Here is an 18,276-nt window from a genome sequence, read left to right as displayed (position 1 = left end):
GACCCATGTCCCATGTTCCGAACGATGCCCAAGACGCCACTTTGCCCGGTCATACCCGTGTGCTGATCGTGGGTTCGGGGCCTGCGGGGTATACTGCCGCCGTCTATGCCAGCCGCGCCATGCTGTCGCCGGTGCTGATCCAGGGGATGCAGCCGGGCGGCCAGCTGACCATCACCACCGAGGTCGAGAACTGGCCCGGCGAGACCGAGATCCAGGGCCCCGACCTGATGATCAAGATGGAGGCCCATGCCCGCGCGATGGGGGCACGCATCTTCATCGACACGGTGACCAGACTGGACCTGTCCAAGCGCCCCTTTACCGCGCATCTTGATTCGGGCGCGACCATCACGGCGGATGCGGTGATCTTGGCGACCGGGGCACAGGCCCGCTGGCTGGGGCTGGAGTCGGAAGAAAAGTTCAAAGGCTTCGGCGTTTCGGCCTGCGCGACCTGCGACGGCTTTTTCTATCGCAACCGTCAGGTCGCGGTGATCGGCGGCGGCAATACCGCCGTCGAGGAGGCACTGTTTCTGACCAATTTCGCCAGCAAGGTGACGCTGGTGCATCGCCGCGACAGCCTGCGCGCCGAAAAGATCCTGCAGGACCGCCTGTTCAAGCATCCCAAGATCGAGGTGATCTGGGACCACGAACTGCTTGAGGTTCAGGGCGACAGCGACCCCTTGGGCGTCACCGGCGTGCGCCTGCGCCACGTGGCCACAGGGGCCGAGCAGGTCGTGGCGGCGGATGGCGTCTTCATCGCCATCGGGCATTCGCCTGCCTCGGAATTGGTCAAGGATCAGCTTGAGCTGCATGACGGCGGCTATGTGAAGGTCGAGGCGGGCAGCACCCGCACCTCGATCCCCGGCGTGTTCGCGGCGGGCGATCTGACTGACCACATCTATCGTCAGGCCGTGACCAGCGCGGGCATGGGCTGCATGGCGGCGCTGGATGCGGAACGCTGGCTGGCCGAACATGACATGGCGGGCCAGCCCAACACCCACGCGGCGGAAATCGCCTACGAGGCCTAAGGGCTTGCGCGGGAAAAGGTCGGCGGCTTAGCCTGATCTTTTCCCCAGCCCGAGGCCGCCGATGACCCAGCCGAACCACGCGCCCATCCCCGAGCTTTACGTCAGTTCCGAAGCCGCCGAGAGCCTGAAACACGAGGCGGGCAAGCTGCCGTCATGGGATCTGTCGCCGCGGCAGGTCTGCGATCTGGAACTGCTGATGAATGGCGGCTTTCTGCCGCTAAAGGGGTTTCTGACGCAGGCGGATTACGACAGCGTCGTGGATAACATGCGTCTGGCCTCGGGGTTGCTGTGGCCGATGCCGGTGACGCTGGACGTCTCGCAGGATTTCGCGGACTGGGTTGAGCCGGGCGATGACGTGGCGCTGCGCGACGCCGAGGGCGTGATCCTTGCGATCCTGTCCGTCACCGACAAATGGACCCCCGACAAATCGCGCGAGGCGACGGGCGTTTACGGCGCGGATGATCAGGCGCATCCGGCGGTCCATTACCTGCACCACGTCGCGGGTCCGGTCTATCTGGGCGGGCGGGTCAAGGGTCTGCAGGCGCCCATGCATTACGATTTCCGGGCGCGGCGTGACACGCCCAACGAATTGCGCGCGCATTTCCGCAAGCTGGGCTGGCGGCGCGTTGTCGCCTTCCAGACCCGCAACCCGCTGCATCGCGCCCATCAGGAACTGACCTTTCGCGCCGCGCGCGAGGCCGAGGCGAACCTGCTGATCCATCCCGTCGTCGGCATGACCAAGCCCGGCGACGTGGACCATTTCACCCGCGTCCGCTGCTACGAGGCGGTCTTGGACAAATATCCCGCAGCCACCACGCATCTGTCGCTTTTGAACCTTGCCATGCGCATGGGCGGCCCGCGCGAGGCGGTCTGGCATGGCATCATCCGCCGCAATCACGGGCTGACGCATATGATCGTGGGCCGCGACCATGCCGGGCCGGGCAAGAACAGCGCCGATCAGGATTTTTACGACCCCTATGCCGCGCAGGAACTGTTCCGGCAGTTGCAGGACGAAATCGGCGTGGAAATGGTCGATTTCAAGCAGATGGTCTATGTGCAGGAACGCGCGCAATACGAACCAAGGGATGAGGTCGAGGAAGGCGCGACCATCCTTGACATCTCGGGGACCGAACTCCGCAGACGACTGCGCGAGGGGTTGGACATTCCCGAATGGTTCAGCTTCCCCGAGGTGGTGACGCAACTGCGCCGCACCTCTCCTCCGCGTAACCGGCAGGGGTTCACGGTGTTCTTCACCGGGTTTTCGGGGTCGGGCAAATCCACCATCGCAAACGCATTGATGGTCAAGCTGATGGAGATGGGCGGCCGGCCGGTGTCGCTTCTGGACGGGGATGTGGTCCGCAAGCACCTGTCCAGCGAACTGGGATTCAGCAAGGAACACCGCGACATCAATATCCGCCGCATCGGCTATGTCGCATCCGAGATCACCAAGAACGGTGGCATCGCCATCTGCGCGCCCATCGCGCCCTATGCCGCGACCCGCCGTGCCGTGCGCGATATGGTCGAGGCGGGCGGTGCCTTTGTCGAAATCCACGTCGCGACCAGCCTTGAGGAATGCGAACGCCGCGACCGCAAGGGGCTATACAAACTTGCGCGCGAGGGGAAGATCAAGGAATTCACCGGCATCTCGGACCCTTACGAAGAACCCGCAGCGCCGGAACTGCGCATCCAGACCGAAGGTTTCGACGTGGATTACGCCGCCCAGCAGGTGCTGCTGAAACTGGAACAGATGGGTCTGATCGGGCTTGGTTGACCGCCAGCGGCCCTTGGCATATCGCAGGGCGCAAGCGCCACGGAAGGAAACCCGATGACCCAGCCGGTCCTGATCCTGACCATGAAATGGGGCACGCTTTACAGCGCCGAGGATGTGAACCGCCTTTACCGTCAGGTGCGCCGCCATCTGGCCCGGCCCTTCCGCTTCGTCTGCTTTACCGAGGATGGCGTGGGCGTCGATCCCGGCGTCGAGGTGCTGCCTCTGCCGGAACTGGGGCTGCCCAAGGGGCATGGCGACACGCGCTGGCGCAAGCTGGCGCTGCACCGCCCTGATCTGGGCGGCTTTCAGGGCATGACGGCGTTGTTTCTGGATCTGGATCTGGTGGTGGTGGATGATCTGTCGCCGCTGTTCGATCTGCCGGGCGAATTCTTCATCATCCGCGACGACGACCTGTTCCGCCCCAAGCCGCTGCGCAAGATCAATCCCGAGCGCGACCGTTTCCTGCATTCGGTCGGCAATTCCTCGGTCTTTCGCTACACGGTGGGGGCGCATAGCTATATCCTTGACGCGTATCTGGCCGACCCCAAAGCCGCGACCCAAGGGTATGAGATCAGCCAGCAGTTCCAAAGTGCGCAACTGGAAAAGCACGGGCACCTGCATTACTGGCCACGCGGCTGGTGCGTCAGTTTCAAGAACGATTGCGTGCCGCGCAATTTCCGCAGCTTCCTTGCGGACCCGACCCTGCCCGATAATGCCAAGATCGTGCTGTTCGCAGGTGCGCCCAAGATGGAAGACGTTTTCGCCGGGCGTGGCAACAAATGGTATCGCCGCATCGGCAATATCGACTGGCTGCGCCGGGCATGGCAGGGGACCGAACGGGCATGATCGGCGACATGCTGCGGCGCTGGAAACAGTCGCGCCGCGTCGCGCAGGCGACGGCCGAGATCATGGCGCGCCAGACCGACCCGCGCCCGCATGGCCTGCCCGCGCCGCTGATCGTCAGCCTGACCAGTTACGGCCCGCGTTTTGCCAGCCTGCATCTGGTGCTGCGATCGCTGCTGAACCAGACGGTCCGCGCGGATCGGGTCATCCTGTGGCTGGATGCCTGCGACGAAGCAAGCCTGCCCGAAAGCGCCCGCTTGCCGCGATTGGAGATACGCACCTGCCCGGATTGGCGCAGCTACAAAAAGATCATCCCGACACTTATCGAGGCCCCCGATGCCTTTATCGCCACCGCAGATGACGACATTTATTATCGCCCCGACTGGCTTGAGCGGCTGGTGGCCCATGCCGATGCGGGCGTGGTCAGTCATCGCGCGCACCGCGTCACGCTGACGGATGGCGCACCGCGCAGCTACGACGATTGGCAGCGCAATATCCCGACACCCGATGCCGGGCCTTTGATCTTTCCGACCGGGGTGGGGGGCGTGTTATATGCGCCCGGCGTGTTTCATCCCGATACCTGCCGCCCGGAATTGTTCACCAAGCTTGCGCCATCGGCGGATGATGTCTGGCTTTACTGGATGCACCGGCTGGCAGGATCGCGCCCGGAAAAAATCGGCGGGCGGTTCCGCATCACCGAATGGCCCGGCTCGCAGGTCCAAAACCTGCGCGGCGGCAATCTGGGTGGCGACGGCAATGACCGCGCTGTCCGGGCCATGATCGAGGCCTACGGCTTTCCCGCCTAGTCCAGCAGCCGCGACGCCTCCAGCCGGGTCGCGTCTATGACGCGGATGACGCCGCGGCCCATTTCGATGATGCCTTGGGCGCGCAGATCGTTCAGCGTGCGGTTCACGGTCTGGCGCGAACAACCCGACAGAATGGCAAGCTGGCCTTGGCTGATCAGCGCCTCGGGCTGGTCTTCGTTGGTCAGGTTCATCAGGTGCAGACAGATCCGCGCCTCGGCCGGATAGAACTGGGCGATGGATTGCAGCCGGTTGTCGCGCATCAGGCGGCTGTGCAGGATGCCCGCGAAATTGCGCAGCAGCATCTCGGTCGGGACGTGTTTGGTCAGCAGCGCGGCGCTAAAGACCAAAAGCGTGGTGTTGGGCAGCGTAGTGCAGGTCGCAGCGCAGGTCTTGCCCGACAAAAGCTCGATCTCTCCGACGACCTCGCCGGGGCAAGCGACGTGGGCGATCACCAGATTGCCGTCGCAATCGACAAACGTGATCTGGATCCGCCCCTCGATGATCAGAAAGCCCGAGGGTGCGGGTTCGTCCTGACGCAGAATTTCGGTGGCGGTGCGACAAATCCGGGGCGTGCATTCGGCGTAAAACGCCATTCGCTCGGCCTCGGTCAGGCCTTTCAGCAGATCCGGCAGCAGTGTGCGGACCCCTATGGCGCGGGCGGTAACAGGCGCAACAGGGCGCTTGGCCCGCCCGGCCGCAGGGCCGGGAACGTAATCGATCCCGTTCGACATGAAAAAGTTTCCCCATCGCATCTGATGCAAGGGAAATAACACCAATAACGTGCAAATCGCAAATGGATCAGTTGTTGAAAATGCTTCTACGAAGCTCCGGCGCTGCACGCGGCCAGGGGATCCGCAACTTGTCAACCAAAGCACATCACCTTGGATTCCCCGGACTGCCCGGACAAATTAGCGAAACGGGTCAGCGCTTGTGTCTAAAACCCGACAGTTTAATCATCTTTTGGTGGGGTTTTTGTTGCAGCCTGGTATGGAAGCGGGGCAATTTGCCCCGCCATTTTAATGGACGCTGACCGGCTCCAGCTCATTCTGGCGGGCCAGCATGAATGCCATGCTGCGGTCCTTGACCAGCGCCAGACGTTCGCCATCGGGTCCGTGAACCGCGTATAGCGCATCCGCATCCGGGACCTGCGCACGCACTTCCTCGGGCAGGGTCTCCATCGCGACGCGGCGGATATAGACGGTGTTGCCCGAAGCCTCCGGGCTGAAATCGAATTTCTCGTTCATGTGCGATCCCCTTTCACTTGCGGCTGATCGGTATGGTTTGCACGATGCTGTCAGGCACCGAACGGCGCAGGTCGATGTTCAGAAGGCCGTTTTCCAACCCCGCAGCCACCACCTCGACCCCGTCGGCCAGCACGAAGTTGCGCTGGAACGCGCGGGCGGCGATGCCCCGGTGCAGGAAGACGCGGCTTTCATCCGGTTCCGCTTGCCGGCCGCGCACGACCAACTGGCGGTCCTCCAGCGTGATGGCCAGATCGTCGTCGGAAAAGCCCGCGACGGCCAAAGTGATGCGGAAGCCGTTCGGCCCCTGATGTTCGATATTATAGGGCGGATACCCTTCGGCACCCTTGGCGGCCCTTTCGGCCAGACGTTCAAGCTGGTCGAAACCCAGCAGGAACGGATGTGCGGCCAGACTGATCTTGGTCATCTCCCAAGCCCTTTTCATCAAAGCGACTGTCGGCTGGACCCCGATGTGATGCGGCGATCCGGCAAGTCCAATATGTGGGCAGGGGGGACGCGAAACAAGATGCAGCGTTCCCCGCCTTTCCCGTGCAAAGCCATTAACAGCGTGGAAACGGTAGGATATAAGAGCCTCAAGTCCAGCCCGAGGCCCGACATGAACGCCCAATACGAAATGTCCTCAGACGATATTGCCCGCGCGCGCCTTGAGGTGCTGCGCCGGGAACATCGCGATCTGGATGACGCCATCGCCGCACTTTCGGAACAAAGCCTGACGCATTCGCTGGGCCTGCTGCGGCTGAAAAAGCAAAAGCTGCTGCTGAAAGACCGCATCGCGCGGCTGGAAGATGACCTGACGCCCGATATCATCGCGTGATTGCATCACCCGCCCCGGCGCTATAGGGCAGGGCAAAAAGGGGCGTGATTCATGGAAAAACCCGTCGGAATCATCATGGGCAGCCAGTCGGACTGGCCCACCATGCGCGAAGCCGCCGTCCTGCTGGACGAGCTGGGCATCGCCTATGAAACCAAGATCGTCAGCGCGCATCGCACGCCGGACCGGTTGTGGGAATACGGCAAGACAGCCGTGTCGCGCGGCCTTAAGGTCATCATCGCGGGCGCGGGCGGTGCGGCGCATCTGCCGGGCATGATGGCGTCCAAGACCCGCGTGCCGGTGATCGGCGTGCCAGTCCAGACCAAGGCGCTGTCGGGGGTCGATTCGCTTTACTCGATCCTGCAGATGCCCAAGGGCTATCCGGTCGCGACCATGGCGATCGGGGCTGCGGGCGCGGCGAATGCCGGGCTGATGGCGGCGGGCATCCTTGCGATCAACGATCCCGCCTTGGCCGAGCGTCTGGACGCATGGCGTCAGGCCTTGTCCGATTCCATTCCGCAGGAGCCGAAAGATGACTGAACTGCCCGCAGGATCCGTGATCGGCATTCTGGGCGGCGGCCAGCTGGGCCGGATGCTTTCCGTCGCGGCCAGCCGTCTGGGTTATCGCACGCACATCTATGAACCCGGCGCTGCCCCTGCCGGGGACGTGGCCCATGCCGTGACCACCGCGCCGTATGAGGATGAGGCGGCTTTGCGGTCCTTTGCCCAGTCTGTCGATGTCATCACCTATGAATTCGAGAACGTGCCGACGGCGGCACTGGATTTGCTGGAATCGATCCGGCCCATCCGCCCCAATCGCCGTGCCTTGGCCGTGTCGCAGGACCGGCTGACCGAAAAGGATTTCCTGTCGGAAATCGGTCTGCGCACCGCCCCCTATCGCAATGTCGAAACCGAAGCCGACCTGCCGCAGGCGCTGGCAGATCTGGGCGCGCCCGCGATCCTGAAGACCCGGCGCATGGGCTATGACGGCAAGGGGCAGATCCGCTTTGCCGACACCGCGCAGCGCGACTGGACCGGCGCCCCTTCGGTGCTGGAGGGCTTTGTCGCGTTCTCGGCCGAGGTCAGCGTCATCGTCGCGCGGGGCGCCGATGGGCAGGTCGCGGCCTTTGATCCCGGCCTGAACGTGCATCGCGAAGGCATCCTGCGCACCACGACCGTGCCCTGCGGGTTGTCAAACACGCTGTTGATGGATGCGGTGCTGATTGCCGCCAAGATCGTCAATGCGCTTGATTATGTCGGCGTCATGGGGGTCGAGCTTTTCGTGACGCCCGGTGGGCTGATCGTCAACGAAGTCGCGCCGCGGGTCCATAACTCGGGTCACTGGACGCAGGCAGGCTGCGCCGTGGATCAGTTCGAGCAGCATATCCGCGCCGTCGCGGGCCTGCCCCTTGGCGACGGCCAGCGTTACGCCGATGTCGAGATGGAGAACCTGATCGGCGACGACATCGACCGTGTGCCCGCGCTGCTGAAACAGCCGCGCACGCAGGTCCATCTTTACGGCAAGGGCGCTGCGCGTCCCGGCCGCAAGATGGGTCACGTCAACCGGGTGCTGTAAGCGCCGCCTGAACGCGGTCGAATTCCGCGCGATTGCCGGGAATGCCAAGGCGGATCCATGTCGGATGCCAGGGGAAAATCCGGCTCCAGATACCGGCGCGGGCCAGTTGGGCCTGCGCCGCTTTCGCATCCGGCGTGTCATAAAGGCGAAACAGATGCGTGCCGCCCGTCAACTGCCAGCCCGCCGCCCCGGCGATCTGGTCCAGATGCAGCGCGGCTTCGGCCAGCCATGTCACCGCCGCCTCGGCCCATGCGTCATCCGACAGGGCCTGCGTCCCGATCTCCAGCGCGGGGCCGCTGACCGACCAAGGGCCCGCGCGTTCGGCCATATGCGCCAGCAGGGCAGGCTGGCCGATGGCGAAGCCCAGCCGCAATCCGGCCAGCCCCCAGAACTTTCCGAAACTGCGCAGCACGGTGACATTTTCGGGGCGCAGCGCGACCACCGACAGATCGGGGCGCGGATCGGCAAAGCTTTCGTCCACGACCAGATGCCCGACCCTTGCCGCGATCTGCACGATTTCGGTCGGGGCGAAACTGCGCCCGTCGGGATTGTTCGGGTTCACGATGACCGCCAGATCGCCGCCAAGCGATTCGGCGTCCGTCACCTCATCGACCTGCCAGCCCGCCGCCCGCAGGCTGGCCGCATGTTCGTTATAGGTCGGCGACAGGACCGTCGCGCGTTGCCCCGCGACCACATGCGGCATCAGCTGGATCGCTGCCGAGGCCCCCGCCAGCGGCAGGATATGTTCGGGCGATGCACCGTAACGGGCCGAGGCGGCAGCGATCAGCCGCGCCTGATCCGCCTGCGTGGGCAGGGCTTGAAACGCATGAGGCGAAAGCGGGGCTGGGTTGTACGGCCTGCGGTTGATCCCTGTGGACAGGTCGATCCAGTCGGTCCCGCCATGGCCAAGGGCCGCAAGGTCGATATCTCCGCCATGATCGCGCATGTCCATATCCCCCAAAACCCTTTGCTGCGGATGCAGGTTTAACCGAATGCAGTTGCAGCGAAACCGGCGATTGTCACTCAATTTTCTCTTTACACCCTCGTGGAACCGGAACACGATATGTTGTAGGCACATTCGGGAAACTACGCCGGGTGTAGTCGGGGCCCACCAAGATTTGTGGGCTGGCCCTACTCTGGAAAGGCAGGGGGAACATGGCGCAGCTTGATTTTATCCACAGTGACGAGATCCATCCCATCGACATCGTCGAGACGGTCGCGACCCATCACGAATGGGACTTTGACCGGCTGGCCGAAGATCAGATCGCCATGGCCGTCGAAGGTCAGTGGCGCAATTACTCGATCACGCTGGCATGGTCCGGGCGCGAGGAAGTGCTGCGGCTGATCTGCACCTTTGACATGGACCCGCCCGAAGAAAAGCTGCCCGCGCTTTACGAAGTGCTGAACCTTGCCAATGATCAGGTCTGGGATGGCGGCTTCACCTTTTGGGGCCCGCAAAAGCTGATGGTCTGGCGTTACGGGCTGGTGCTGTCGGGTGACGCGATGGCCAGCCCCGAACAGATCGACCAGATGATCCGCAACGCGATCGAGAATGCGGAACGCTTCTATCCTTGCTTCCAGCTGGCCTGCTGGGGCGATGCTACGCCCGAAGCCGCAATGGACATCGCAATGTCCGAGGCTTACGGTCGCGCCTGATAAACCACCCTCTGCGGTGGCAAGGCAGGGGGAATGCATGGATTTTTCGACGTTGAACGCCCGCGGGCTGGTGCTGATCGGCTGCGGGCGCATGGGTGGGGCGCTGCTGGACGGCTGGCTGAAGAACGGCCTGAATGCCCGCGCCGTCCACGTCGTTGACCCCAACCCGCGCCCGGAACTTTCGGATCTGGGCGTGTCGGTCAACGGGGCATTGCCGGAAGACCCCGCCGTTCTGGTGATCGCGGTCAAACCCCAGATGATGGCCGATGTGCTGCCGCGCCTGTCGGTGGGGGCGGATACGCTGGTCATCTCGGTCGCGGCGGGGGTGACGCTGGCGGCCTATCAGGCGGCGTTCCCGGCGGCGCCGATCGTGCGCTCCATGCCCAACACCCCCGCGGCGATCGGGCAGGGGATTACCGCGATCATCGGCAATGACAAGGCGGGTGAGCCGCAGCTTGCGCTGGCTCAGGCCCTGCTGTCTGCCGTGGGCCGTGTCGTCCGGCTTGAGGCCGAGGAGCAGATGGATGCCGTCACCGCGCTTTCGGGTTCAGGTCCCGCCTATGTGTTCCACATGATCGAAGCGATGGCCGCCGCGGGTGAGGCCGAGGGGCTGTCCCCCGCGCTGGCCCTGGAACTGGCGCGCGTGACGGTGGCGGGCGCGGGCGCGCTTGCGGTGTCTGCTGACGAAGACCCGGCCAAGCTGCGGGAAAACGTCACCTCTCCGGGTGGGACGACGGCTGCGGGCTTGCGTCAGTTGATGGACGTTGATGTCGGATTGCCGCCCCTGATGCGCCGCACGATTGCGGCGGCTGCCGAACGCGGGCGGGAACTGGGAAAATGATCGAATACGCCGATTTCGAAAAGGTCGATATTCGCGTCGGCCGCATCATCCGCGCCGAACCATTCCCCGAAGCCCGCCGCCCGGCGATCAAGCTGTGGATGGATTTCGGAGGAGAGATCGGCGAGCGCAGATCCTCGGCCCAGATCACCCGTCACTACACGCCCGAGGAATTGGTCGGGCGGCAGGTTCTGGCCGTGGTGAATTTTCCGCCGCGCCAGATCGGCAAGTTCATGTCCGAAGTTCTGGTCCTTGGCGTCCCTGATGCCGGGGGTGAGGTGGTGCTGATCGGTCCGGGCCATGAGGTGCCGGAAGGGGGGAGACTTTACTGATGCAATTGCTGCCGACCTGTTCGCGCGCCGCGTCGCCGCGCCTTGATGCATGGGTGGGCTGATGCAGCCCGCAGAACGCGCCATGGCGCTGATCCGTGCGGGCATCGCCGCAGCCGATCCCGCCAGCGCCGTGCGCCGCGGCATGGCGCAGGCACTGGAAAGCCCGCCCGAAGCCGGGGGCCGGTGGCAGATCATCGCGCTTGGCAAGGCCGCGCGCAGCATGGCCGAAGCCGCGCTCGCGGCGCTGCCGGGCGCCGAAACGCTGGTCGTGACCAATGCCGGAAACGACACGCCCCTGACCGGGGCCAAGGTGATGCGCGCAGGCCATCCCCAACCCGATGACGAAGGCGCTGCGGCAGCAGATGAGGTCGAGGCGCGCCTGCGTGCCGTGGGGGCCGAGGATCGGGTGCTGGCGCTGATTTCCGGCGGCGGCTCGGCCATGCTGCCCGCGCCGGCGGCGGGGATGACGCTGGCCGACAAACAGGCGGTGAACAAGCTGCTGCTGGCCTCGGGTGCGGATATTGCGCAGGTCAACCTGATCCGACAGGGCCTGTCGCGGCTGAAAGGTGGCGGTTGGCTGCGCGTGTCGCAGGCCCCCGTCACGGCGCTGATCCTGTCCGATGTGCCGGGCGACGATCTGCGTGTGATTGCCTCGGGGCCGACCGTGGCGCCCGTCGGCAGCCGCGCGCAAGCCGCCGATCTGGCGCGGGAGCTGGGTATCTGGGACCGGATGCCCGACAGCGCCTGCAAAGCGTTGCTGACCCCCGAAGACCGCCGTGCCTTGCCGCAGGCACGCAACATCCTTGTCGGTTCGAACGGCATTTCGGTGGCCGCGATGCTGGCGCAAGGGGCCGATGCCGGTCCTGATCTGGATGGCGACGTGCAGGATTGCGCGCGCCGCATCTGGAGCCTTGCGCGCGATCTCCGCCCCGGTCAGGCGCTGGCGATGGGCGGGGAAACCACGGTCAAGCTGACCGGCAGCGGTATGGGCGGGCGAAACCAGGAATTGGCGCTGCGACTGGCCATGCTGGCCGAGGCTGAGCCTGTGGATTTCGACTGGGCCTTTGCTTCGGTCGGCAGCGACGGGCGCGATGGGCCGGGCGATGCGGCAGGCGGGCTGGTCGGCCCTGCTACGCTGGCCGCGATCCGTGCAGGCGGGATCGATCCTGCGGCTGCGCTGGCTGACAACGATTCGACCCCGGCCTTGGCTGCGGGCGATGCACTGGTGATGACGGGGGCGACAGGCACGAACGTGGCCGATCTGGCGGTGCTTGCGCGGGCCTGACCCGCGCAACCAACCTTATGCGGCCTGCCTTATTCGGCGGCAATCCGTAGCATGTCGCCGCCGCGCACAGGCGAAAGCGAGGCTTGCAGAAAGCGTTCGCGCGCCTCGCCGCTAAGATGCGTCAGTTGGCCGTCGCTGATCGTGACCTCGACCGCGCCGGTGCTGCGCGACACGATGACCAGATCGGCGCGGCAGCCGTGATCCAGCCTGCCGCGATCGGCCAGCCGCATGATATCTGCGGGACGCGACGACAGCAGGGACCAGATGCGCGGCAGACCGGCCAGATCGGGACCGGCCAGCGACATGGCCAGCGGCACCAGCCGATCAGGCGCACCGTCCGAGACGATGGCATCGCCCAGACCGCCGCGCAGCAGATCGCGCAGCCGGTCCTCTTGCTGGGCGGAAAGCAGCACCGGGTCGCCCATGGCGCGCGCAGCGGCGGCGGCGGAATGGGCGATGGGGCAGGCGGCAAGGCCCGCGCCGATCATCGAATGGGTTTCGCGCATGGCGCCGCCCGTGTCGCCGATGCTGCCGTAACGGGCGCGGATGTCATCGAACCCCTCGGCCAGCCTGCACAGGTGGCGCGGCACTTCGCGGCGCCGTTCGGCAGCGCCCTCCAATGCCTGCGACAGCACTTCGGGATCGACCCCCAGCTGCGCGGCTTCGGTCTGAAACTGATCCGAGTCGTGACGCTGCAATTCCTGCAGCCGGGCGAAATCACTTTCGAACCATGCCAGTTCCAGCCGCAGCGACTGCGCCAGATCGACCAGCGCCTGCGTGCTGTCGGTGCGATAGCTTTCGATGCGCAGGCCCATGCGCAGGTCGGGCGCACGGCCCGGACGAACGGCACGCAGCAGGGCTTCTGCCGCTTCGGGGCTGTTATGGCTGGCGTCCCAACCCCATGAGGGCGTGATCCATGCGGTGGTGATACCCGCCCGCGCGGCCGTCGTTGTGGCATTGCGCAGGCGCAGCGCGGGTTCGGTCCCGGCGGGGGCAGCGAAAAGCAGATCGACGATGCCCGGCAGGATCAGGTATCCATCCATATCCACGCCCGGCAGCGGCCCTTTGCTGATCCGCCCGCGCGAAATCGCCACCGAGCGCTGGCGCAACTCGCCCTCGCGAAGAATGGTGGCGCCTGTCAGGCGCATGGGGGGCAAATATGGCATCGAACAACCTAAGGCCGGTGGATATTCACATCTTGCCCGTGACGTGTGAAACGCAAGTGACATTTCGGACGGATCGCATCGCGAACGCCTGCGGGGTTGACGATTTGCAACAGTCTGCGCAGGGTCACGCGCGACCGCCAGCGATAAGGGGACGGCATGCTTTACGCCTATGTCAGCGCCGGTGCGGGGCTTGCCCCGCTGGCCAACGATCAGGATCTGGCGCAGGCCATCTGGATCGACCTGTATCGTCCGCTGGATTCGCAGGTTCAGGCCGTTTCGGCGCTTGGCTACGAAGTGCCGACGCTGGACGACATGGAAGAGATCGAGATCTCGAACCGGCTTTATACCGAAAGCGGCAAGATCTACATGACGGGCGTCCTGCCCGGCCAGTTACCCAATGGCGAAAGTGCGGCGATGCCGGTGACATTCATCCTTGGCCCAACGCAACTGATCACCGTGCGCCACCATGCCCCGCGCCCGTTCGAGACGTTTCCAACGCGCGCAGACCGATCCAGCAGCGGCTGCGCTTCGCCCGAGCGGGTGTTTCTGGGATTGGTCGAGGAGATCGTGGGCCGTCTGGCCGACATCTCGGAAAACGTCAGCAAGGTTCTGGACACCACGGCCGCGCGCGTGTTGCGCAAGACGTCGCCCAGCAATTCGGATTTTCTGGAAACCGCGTTGATGACGATCGGCCAGCAGGCCGAGCTGATGGGCCGTATCCGCATGGGGCTTTTGTCGATGGACCGCATTCTGGTCTATCATGCCAGCAACACCGCGTCTCGCCCGGATGCGCACGGCACGCGCGCGCTGCGCACCGCCCTGCAGCGCGACATTCAGGCGCTTGAGGTTCATGCGGACTTTCTGACCTCGCGCATCGGCATGACCATCGACGCCACGATGGGGATGATCGGGCTGCAGCAAAACGAACGGGTCCGCATCCTGTCGGTGATGACGGCGCTGTTCCTGCCGCCCACGTTGATCGCCAGCATCTACGGCATGAACTTCGACCGCATTCCGGCCCTGCAATGGAGCCTTGGCTTCCCCATGGCGCTGGCGCTGATGGTCTGTTCGGTCGCCGCCGTTCTGGTGTTGCTGAAATGGAAGGACTGGCTTTAACCTCGCAGCGGCACATCCGCGATGTGGTGAAAACGGCCTTCCTCATCCTCGCCGACCAGTGCGATGTCGGTAACAGGCATGGGCTGGGCAATCAGCGCAGCCAGGGCAGGGGTCAGGGCCAGCCTCAGATCCTGCGCGCGGTCGGCGGGCATGTTGCTTGACAGCGTCAGGTGATAGTTGAACAGGTCCAGCACCCAAGGATAGCCCCAGTGATCCAGATGCGCGCGGGCCTTGCCGGGCAGGGCGTCAGGCTTGCGACGTTCGTATTCCGCAGGTGTCAGCGGCGCGCGCAGATCGTCCAGCCGCGTCACCAATGCCTGTTCCAGCGCCATCAACTCGGGCGGCTGAACCACGGGGCGCAGCGCGACGAAGCCGTGATCGCAGCGCAGTTCCAGCGGCAGGGCAAAGGGTGCCAGATGGTCGCAGATCATCTCGGCCCGACGGATCACGTCGGCGGCCTCATGCCCCTCCGCCAGCCGGAAGGGCGCCTTGATCGTGGCGTGAAAGCCATAGCGCATGGGGGGCGCGGTCATTGCTGCCGCGTCCCCCGGCAGGCCCGGCACATCGGGACGGGATGGCGTGGTTCCGGCGCGAACATCCCAGCCCAGCCATGCCGCGCCGAACGCCCCCAGATCGCCGCCCGGCAGGTGATAGATCGCATAACGCCGGAAATTCATCGCTCGCTCCTTGGCCATCGCATGGCTGCATCCCGCCTGAAATGCGCGGCTTTGGCTTGCCCGCGCTGTGCCGCGACCTTATGGCTGACGCAGCAGGTCCACAATCCAGGGACGCCCAGATGAAATCCACAATCCGCTACATGACATGGCCCTTCATTGTGACAGGGCTGGGGCTGGCGCTTGCCGCCTTTATCGGCTGGCAATATTCCGGCACGCAGGCGGGCGCGCTTTCCTTTTTCCTGATCGCTGCCGTGCTGGCGGTGCTGGAAATCTCGCTGTCATTCGACAATGCCATCGTCAACGCCAACAAGCTCAAGCAGATGACCCCCGTCTGGCAGCGGCGCTTCCTGACATGGGGCATCATCATCGCGGTCTTCGGGATGCGAGTGCTTTTCCCGCTGCTGATCGTGGTCATCGCAGCGCGGCTTGGCCCCATCGAGGCCGTGCGCCTTGCCGCCACCCAGCCGCAGGAATACGCCTCGATCATCCACGAAGCGCATCTGCCCATCGCGGGCTTCGGCGGCGCTTTCCTGATGCTGGTGGCGCTGAACTACTTCTTCGACCAAAGCAAGGACGTCCACTGGATCGGCTGGATCGAACAGGCCCTGCTCAAGATCGGCGAGATCCGCGGAATGGAAGTCGGCTTCGTGCTGGTCTGCATGATGGTGATCCTGCATTTCCTGCCCGATGAAAAGGAACATACCTTCATCGTCGCGGCCACATGGGGCGTCATCACCTATCTGCTGGTCGATGCGCTCGGCCATGTGCTGGACCGCTGGGGCGGGGGCGACATCTCTGCGGGTGACATGGCGCGCGGCGGCTTCGGCGCGTTCCTGTATCTGGAAGTGCTGGACGCTTCGTTCAGCTTTGACGGCGTGATCGGGGCATTCGCCCTGACCCAGAACCTGTTTCTGATCGCCATCGGCCTGGGCATCGGCGCGATGTATGTGCGCTCGATGACGGTGATGCTGGTGGAAAAGGGCACCTTGGCGCAGTTCCGCTTTCTGGAACATGGCGCGTTCTGGTCGATCTTCGTGCTGTCGATCATCATGTTCGTCCAAACCCTGCGCCCCATCCCGGAATACATCACCGGGCTTCTGGGCGCGTGCTTCATCGGCGTGGCCTTCGTGAACTCATTGGCATGGCGCCGCGCCCACCCCGAGGAAGCCGAGACGCATACCGATTGACCACCGCCCAAACAGCAAAGGGCCGCATTCCGCGCGGCCCTTTGTGACTTCTTAGTTCTAAAAATACCCAAAACGGAACGCGGAAACCCTTGCGGCGCCGGGCGTCTGGCTCAGACCGTCAACGGCTGCGTAGCCGCAACCAGCCATTCCCGCGCCTCGGACGAAACCAGCGGGCCGATCTCGTCACGCACCCGCGCATGATAGGCGTCCAACCAGTCGCGTTCGCTTGCCGACATCAGGCCAGGCTCGATCAGGCGCTGGTCGATCGGGGCAAGGGTCAGTGTCTCGAAGCCCAGCATATCGCGTCCATCCGGGTTGCCCGCTTCGCGCACGACGATCAGGTTTTCGATGCGGATGCCGAATTCGCCTTCGCGGTAATATCCCGGCTCATTGGACAGGATCATGCCGGCACGCAAGGGGATGTCCGACACGCGCGACAGCCGCACCGGGCCTTCATGCACCGACAGCCCGGCACCGACGCCATGTCCCGTGCCGTGGTCGTAATCCATGCCGTCCGACCACAGCGGCGCGCGCGCCAGTGCGTCGATGTGACAGCCCGCCACGCCATGGGGAAACCGCGCCCGCGACATGGCGATCATGCCCTGCAGCACGCGCGTATAGGGATGACGCACCTTGGCATCGACCGGCCCCATCGGCAGCGTGCGGGTAATATCGGTGGTTCCGTCTCCATATTGCCCGCCGGAATCGACCAGCAGCACGTCGCCGGGCCGGATGCGGCGGTCGGTGGCATCGGTCACGCGGTAATGCACGATGGCGCCGTTCGGACCCGATCCAAGGATCGTGTCGAAGCTGATATCCAGAATGCCTTGCGCGGCGCGCAACGCCTCCAGCTTTCTGGCGACGGCGATCTCGGTCAGTGGTTGGGCATCAAGCTCTGCCGCGCGGGCGTCCAGCCAGCAAAGCAGCTCGACGATGGCCGCGCCGTCGCGCAGATGGGCGGCACGCATGCCGCCGATCTCGGCCTCGTTCTTGACGGCCTTGGGCATGATCACCGGATCGACCTCTTCCGAGATCGGGGTGCTCATGCTTTCGATCAGGCGAAACACCTGTTCCGGCGCGGTGGCCGGATCGACGCGGACGGGGCCACCCAGATTGGTCAGCGCGACCGTCAATGCGTCGAATGGCAGGATCGAAACTTCGTTACCAAGCGCGGCCCGCACCTCGGGTCCGAATTTCGCGGGGTTGGTGAAGACGGCGACGCGGCCGTCTTCCTCGATGATGGCAAAGGCTTGCACGACCGGGTTCTTGGGCACATCCGCCCCCCGGATGTTCAAAAGCCACGAAATCGAATCCGGCAGCGTCAGCACGGCGGCCTGCTGATCGGCATCGCGCAACATCGCGGCGATGCGGGCGCGCTTTTCCGCCGCTGTCTCGCCCGCCAGCGCATCGGACCATAGCCGCACCGCACCGATCGGCGCATCGGGCTGGTCGGCCCAGATCGCATCGACGGGATTGCCTTGCACCGGATGCAGGCCAATCCCCGAGCCCGCAAGCGCCTTTTCCAGCTCGCGAATTTCGCGACGGGTATGCAGCCACGGATCAAAGCCGATGCGCCCGCCTTCGGCCAGGGCTTCGCGCAGCCATTCGGCCGCCTTCACCTCGGGCCATGCGACGGGGGTGAAATGCGTCAGATCGACCTCGGCCTTGACCTGCACGCGATAGCGCCCGTCGATGAACACCCCGGCGCGTTCCGCCGTCACGATGCAGAAACCCGCGCTGCCGGTAAAGCCGGTCAGCCATGCCAGGCGGGCATCGCGGGCGCTGACATATTCGCCCTGATGCGCGTCGGCGCGGGGCACAAGAAAACCGTCCAGCTTGCGCGCGGTCAGCGCGCTGCGCAAAGCCTGCAGGCGCGGCACATGGCGGGCAGGGTCGGATTGGCTGTCATAGGTCTGGAACATGGG

General features: G+C 64.7%; 20 protein-coding genes. 13 read left to right on the top strand and 7 right to left on the bottom strand.

The window, feature by feature from the left end; all coding sequences use genetic code 11:
* Nucleotides 1-5 precede the first annotated feature (5 nt).
* The 4 genes from trxB (at nucleotide 6) to FN835_RS00305 (ending at nucleotide 4,445) form a co-directional block, all read left to right on the top strand.
* Nucleotides 6-1,025, top strand: coding sequence for a thioredoxin-disulfide reductase (trxB, locus tag FN835_RS00320; RefSeq protein WP_142661198.1), 1,020 nt, complete (start codon nucleotides 6-8; stop codon nucleotides 1,023-1,025).
* A gap of 61 nt (nucleotides 1,026-1,086) precedes the next feature.
* Complete coding sequence (locus FN835_RS00315) at nucleotides 1,087-2,796, top strand: bifunctional sulfate adenylyltransferase/adenylylsulfate kinase (RefSeq protein WP_142661197.1); 1,710 nt, start codon at nucleotides 1,087-1,089, stop codon at nucleotides 2,794-2,796.
* 54 nt (nucleotides 2,797-2,850) lie between these two features.
* The gene (locus FN835_RS00310; RefSeq protein WP_142661196.1) at nucleotides 2,851-3,642 is read left to right on the top strand and encodes a hypothetical protein; all 792 of its coding nucleotides are present in this window, start codon (nucleotides 2,851-2,853) and stop codon (nucleotides 3,640-3,642) included.
* Complete coding sequence (locus tag FN835_RS00305; protein WP_246098610.1) at nucleotides 3,618-4,445, top strand: glycosyltransferase family 2 protein; 828 nt, start codon at nucleotides 3,618-3,620, stop codon at nucleotides 4,443-4,445. Before FN835_RS00310 ends, FN835_RS00305 begins: the two co-directional genes overlap by 25 nt.
* Here the strand turns inward: FN835_RS00305 and FN835_RS00300 are convergent.
* The 3 genes from FN835_RS00300 to FN835_RS00290 form a co-directional block, all read right to left on the bottom strand.
* Nucleotides 4,442-5,176, bottom strand: a complete 735-nt coding sequence (locus tag FN835_RS00300) for a Crp/Fnr family transcriptional regulator (protein WP_185958534.1) — start codon at nucleotides 5,174-5,176, stop codon at nucleotides 4,442-4,444. The genes FN835_RS00305 and FN835_RS00300 overlap by 4 nt on opposite strands.
* A 285-nt stretch (nucleotides 5,177-5,461) precedes the next feature.
* A complete protein-coding gene (locus FN835_RS00295) occupies nucleotides 5,462-5,689 on the bottom strand; it encodes a DUF1150 family protein (RefSeq protein WP_142661194.1) in 228 nt (75 codons plus the stop codon).
* Between the two features lie 13 nt (nucleotides 5,690-5,702).
* Entirely contained in the window at nucleotides 5,703-6,113 is a 411-nt protein-coding gene (locus FN835_RS00290; RefSeq protein ID WP_142661193.1) for an Hsp20 family protein, read from the bottom strand.
* 189 nt (nucleotides 6,114-6,302) lie between these two features.
* Between FN835_RS00290 and FN835_RS00285 the strand changes: the two genes are divergently transcribed.
* From FN835_RS00285 to FN835_RS00275, 3 genes are read left to right on the top strand one after another with little or no spacing between them, the layout of a single operon-like run.
* On the top strand, nucleotides 6,303-6,521 hold the full coding sequence (locus tag FN835_RS00285; protein ID WP_142661192.1) for a YdcH family protein: 219 nt from the start codon (nucleotides 6,303-6,305) through the stop codon (nucleotides 6,519-6,521).
* A 51-nt stretch (nucleotides 6,522-6,572) separates the two neighbouring features.
* On the top strand, nucleotides 6,573-7,058 hold the full coding sequence (gene purE, locus FN835_RS00280) for a 5-(carboxyamino)imidazole ribonucleotide mutase (RefSeq protein WP_142661191.1): 486 nt from the start codon (nucleotides 6,573-6,575) through the stop codon (nucleotides 7,056-7,058).
* Nucleotides 7,051-8,094 (top strand): 5-(carboxyamino)imidazole ribonucleotide synthase, encoded by a 1,044-nt coding sequence (locus FN835_RS00275; RefSeq protein ID WP_142661190.1) that lies wholly within the window; start codon nucleotides 7,051-7,053, stop codon nucleotides 8,092-8,094. The genes purE and FN835_RS00275 overlap by 8 nt, the downstream gene beginning before the upstream one ends.
* Here the strand turns inward: FN835_RS00275 and cobD are convergent.
* Nucleotides 8,078-9,040 carry a threonine-phosphate decarboxylase CobD gene (gene cobD, locus FN835_RS00270; protein ID WP_142661189.1) on the bottom strand — a complete coding sequence of 321 codons (963 nt, stop codon included), beginning with the start codon at nucleotides 9,038-9,040 and terminating at the stop codon, nucleotides 8,078-8,080. The genes FN835_RS00275 and cobD overlap by 17 nt on opposite strands.
* A gap of 209 nt (nucleotides 9,041-9,249) precedes the next feature.
* On the opposite strand from cobD, the gene FN835_RS00265 reads away from it, so the two are divergent.
* From FN835_RS00265 to FN835_RS00250, 4 genes are all read left to right on the top strand, one after another.
* Complete coding sequence (locus tag FN835_RS00265) at nucleotides 9,250-9,750, top strand: type III secretion system chaperone family protein (RefSeq protein WP_142661188.1); 501 nt, start codon at nucleotides 9,250-9,252, stop codon at nucleotides 9,748-9,750.
* Between the two features lie 37 nt (nucleotides 9,751-9,787).
* Nucleotides 9,788-10,591: a pyrroline-5-carboxylate reductase gene (gene proC, locus FN835_RS00260; RefSeq protein WP_142661187.1), complete on the top strand. Its 804-nt coding sequence runs from the start codon at nucleotides 9,788-9,790 to the stop codon at nucleotides 10,589-10,591.
* A complete protein-coding gene (locus tag FN835_RS00255; RefSeq protein ID WP_142661186.1) occupies nucleotides 10,588-10,920 on the top strand; it encodes a tRNA-binding protein in 333 nt (110 codons plus the stop codon). Before proC ends, FN835_RS00255 begins: the two co-directional genes overlap by 4 nt.
* A gap of 61 nt (nucleotides 10,921-10,981) precedes the next feature.
* Nucleotides 10,982-12,205: a glycerate kinase type-2 family protein gene (locus FN835_RS00250; RefSeq protein ID WP_142661185.1), complete on the top strand. Its 1,224-nt coding sequence runs from the start codon at nucleotides 10,982-10,984 to the stop codon at nucleotides 12,203-12,205.
* Between the two features lie 29 nt (nucleotides 12,206-12,234).
* On the opposite strand, the gene FN835_RS00245 is transcribed toward FN835_RS00250, so the two are convergent.
* Nucleotides 12,235-13,371, bottom strand: a complete 1,137-nt coding sequence (locus tag FN835_RS00245; protein WP_185958533.1) for an amidohydrolase family protein — start codon at nucleotides 13,369-13,371, stop codon at nucleotides 12,235-12,237.
* A gap of 156 nt (nucleotides 13,372-13,527) precedes the next feature.
* On the opposite strand from FN835_RS00245, the gene FN835_RS00240 reads away from it, so the two are divergent.
* Nucleotides 13,528-14,487 (top strand): magnesium transporter CorA family protein, encoded by a 960-nt coding sequence (locus FN835_RS00240; RefSeq protein WP_142661183.1) that lies wholly within the window; start codon nucleotides 13,528-13,530, stop codon nucleotides 14,485-14,487.
* On the opposite strand, the gene FN835_RS00235 is transcribed toward FN835_RS00240, so the two are convergent.
* Nucleotides 14,484-15,164, bottom strand: a complete 681-nt coding sequence (locus tag FN835_RS00235) for a DUF1045 domain-containing protein (RefSeq protein ID WP_185958532.1) — start codon at nucleotides 15,162-15,164, stop codon at nucleotides 14,484-14,486. The genes FN835_RS00240 and FN835_RS00235 overlap by 4 nt on opposite strands.
* A gap of 119 nt (nucleotides 15,165-15,283) precedes the next feature.
* Here FN835_RS00235 and FN835_RS00230 point away from each other — a divergent pair, with 119 nt between their 5' ends.
* A complete protein-coding gene (locus FN835_RS00230; protein ID WP_142661181.1) occupies nucleotides 15,284-16,351 on the top strand; it encodes a DUF475 domain-containing protein in 1,068 nt (355 codons plus the stop codon).
* Nucleotides 16,352-16,461: 110 nt separating this feature from the next.
* Here FN835_RS00230 and FN835_RS00225 read toward each other — a convergent pair whose 3' ends face one another.
* Nucleotides 16,462-18,273: an aminopeptidase P family protein gene (locus tag FN835_RS00225; protein ID WP_142661180.1), complete on the bottom strand. Its 1,812-nt coding sequence runs from the start codon at nucleotides 18,271-18,273 to the stop codon at nucleotides 16,462-16,464.
* Between the last annotated feature and the right edge of the window lie 3 nt (nucleotides 18,274-18,276).

Origin of the sequence: Paracoccus laeviglucosivorans, assembly GCF_900182695.1 — a bacterium.
Lineage (GTDB): Bacteria > Pseudomonadota > Alphaproteobacteria > Rhodobacterales > Rhodobacteraceae > Paracoccus > Paracoccus laeviglucosivorans.
Note: the sequence above shows the minus strand (reverse complement) of the source record. Positions and strands in the feature narration are given on the sequence as shown.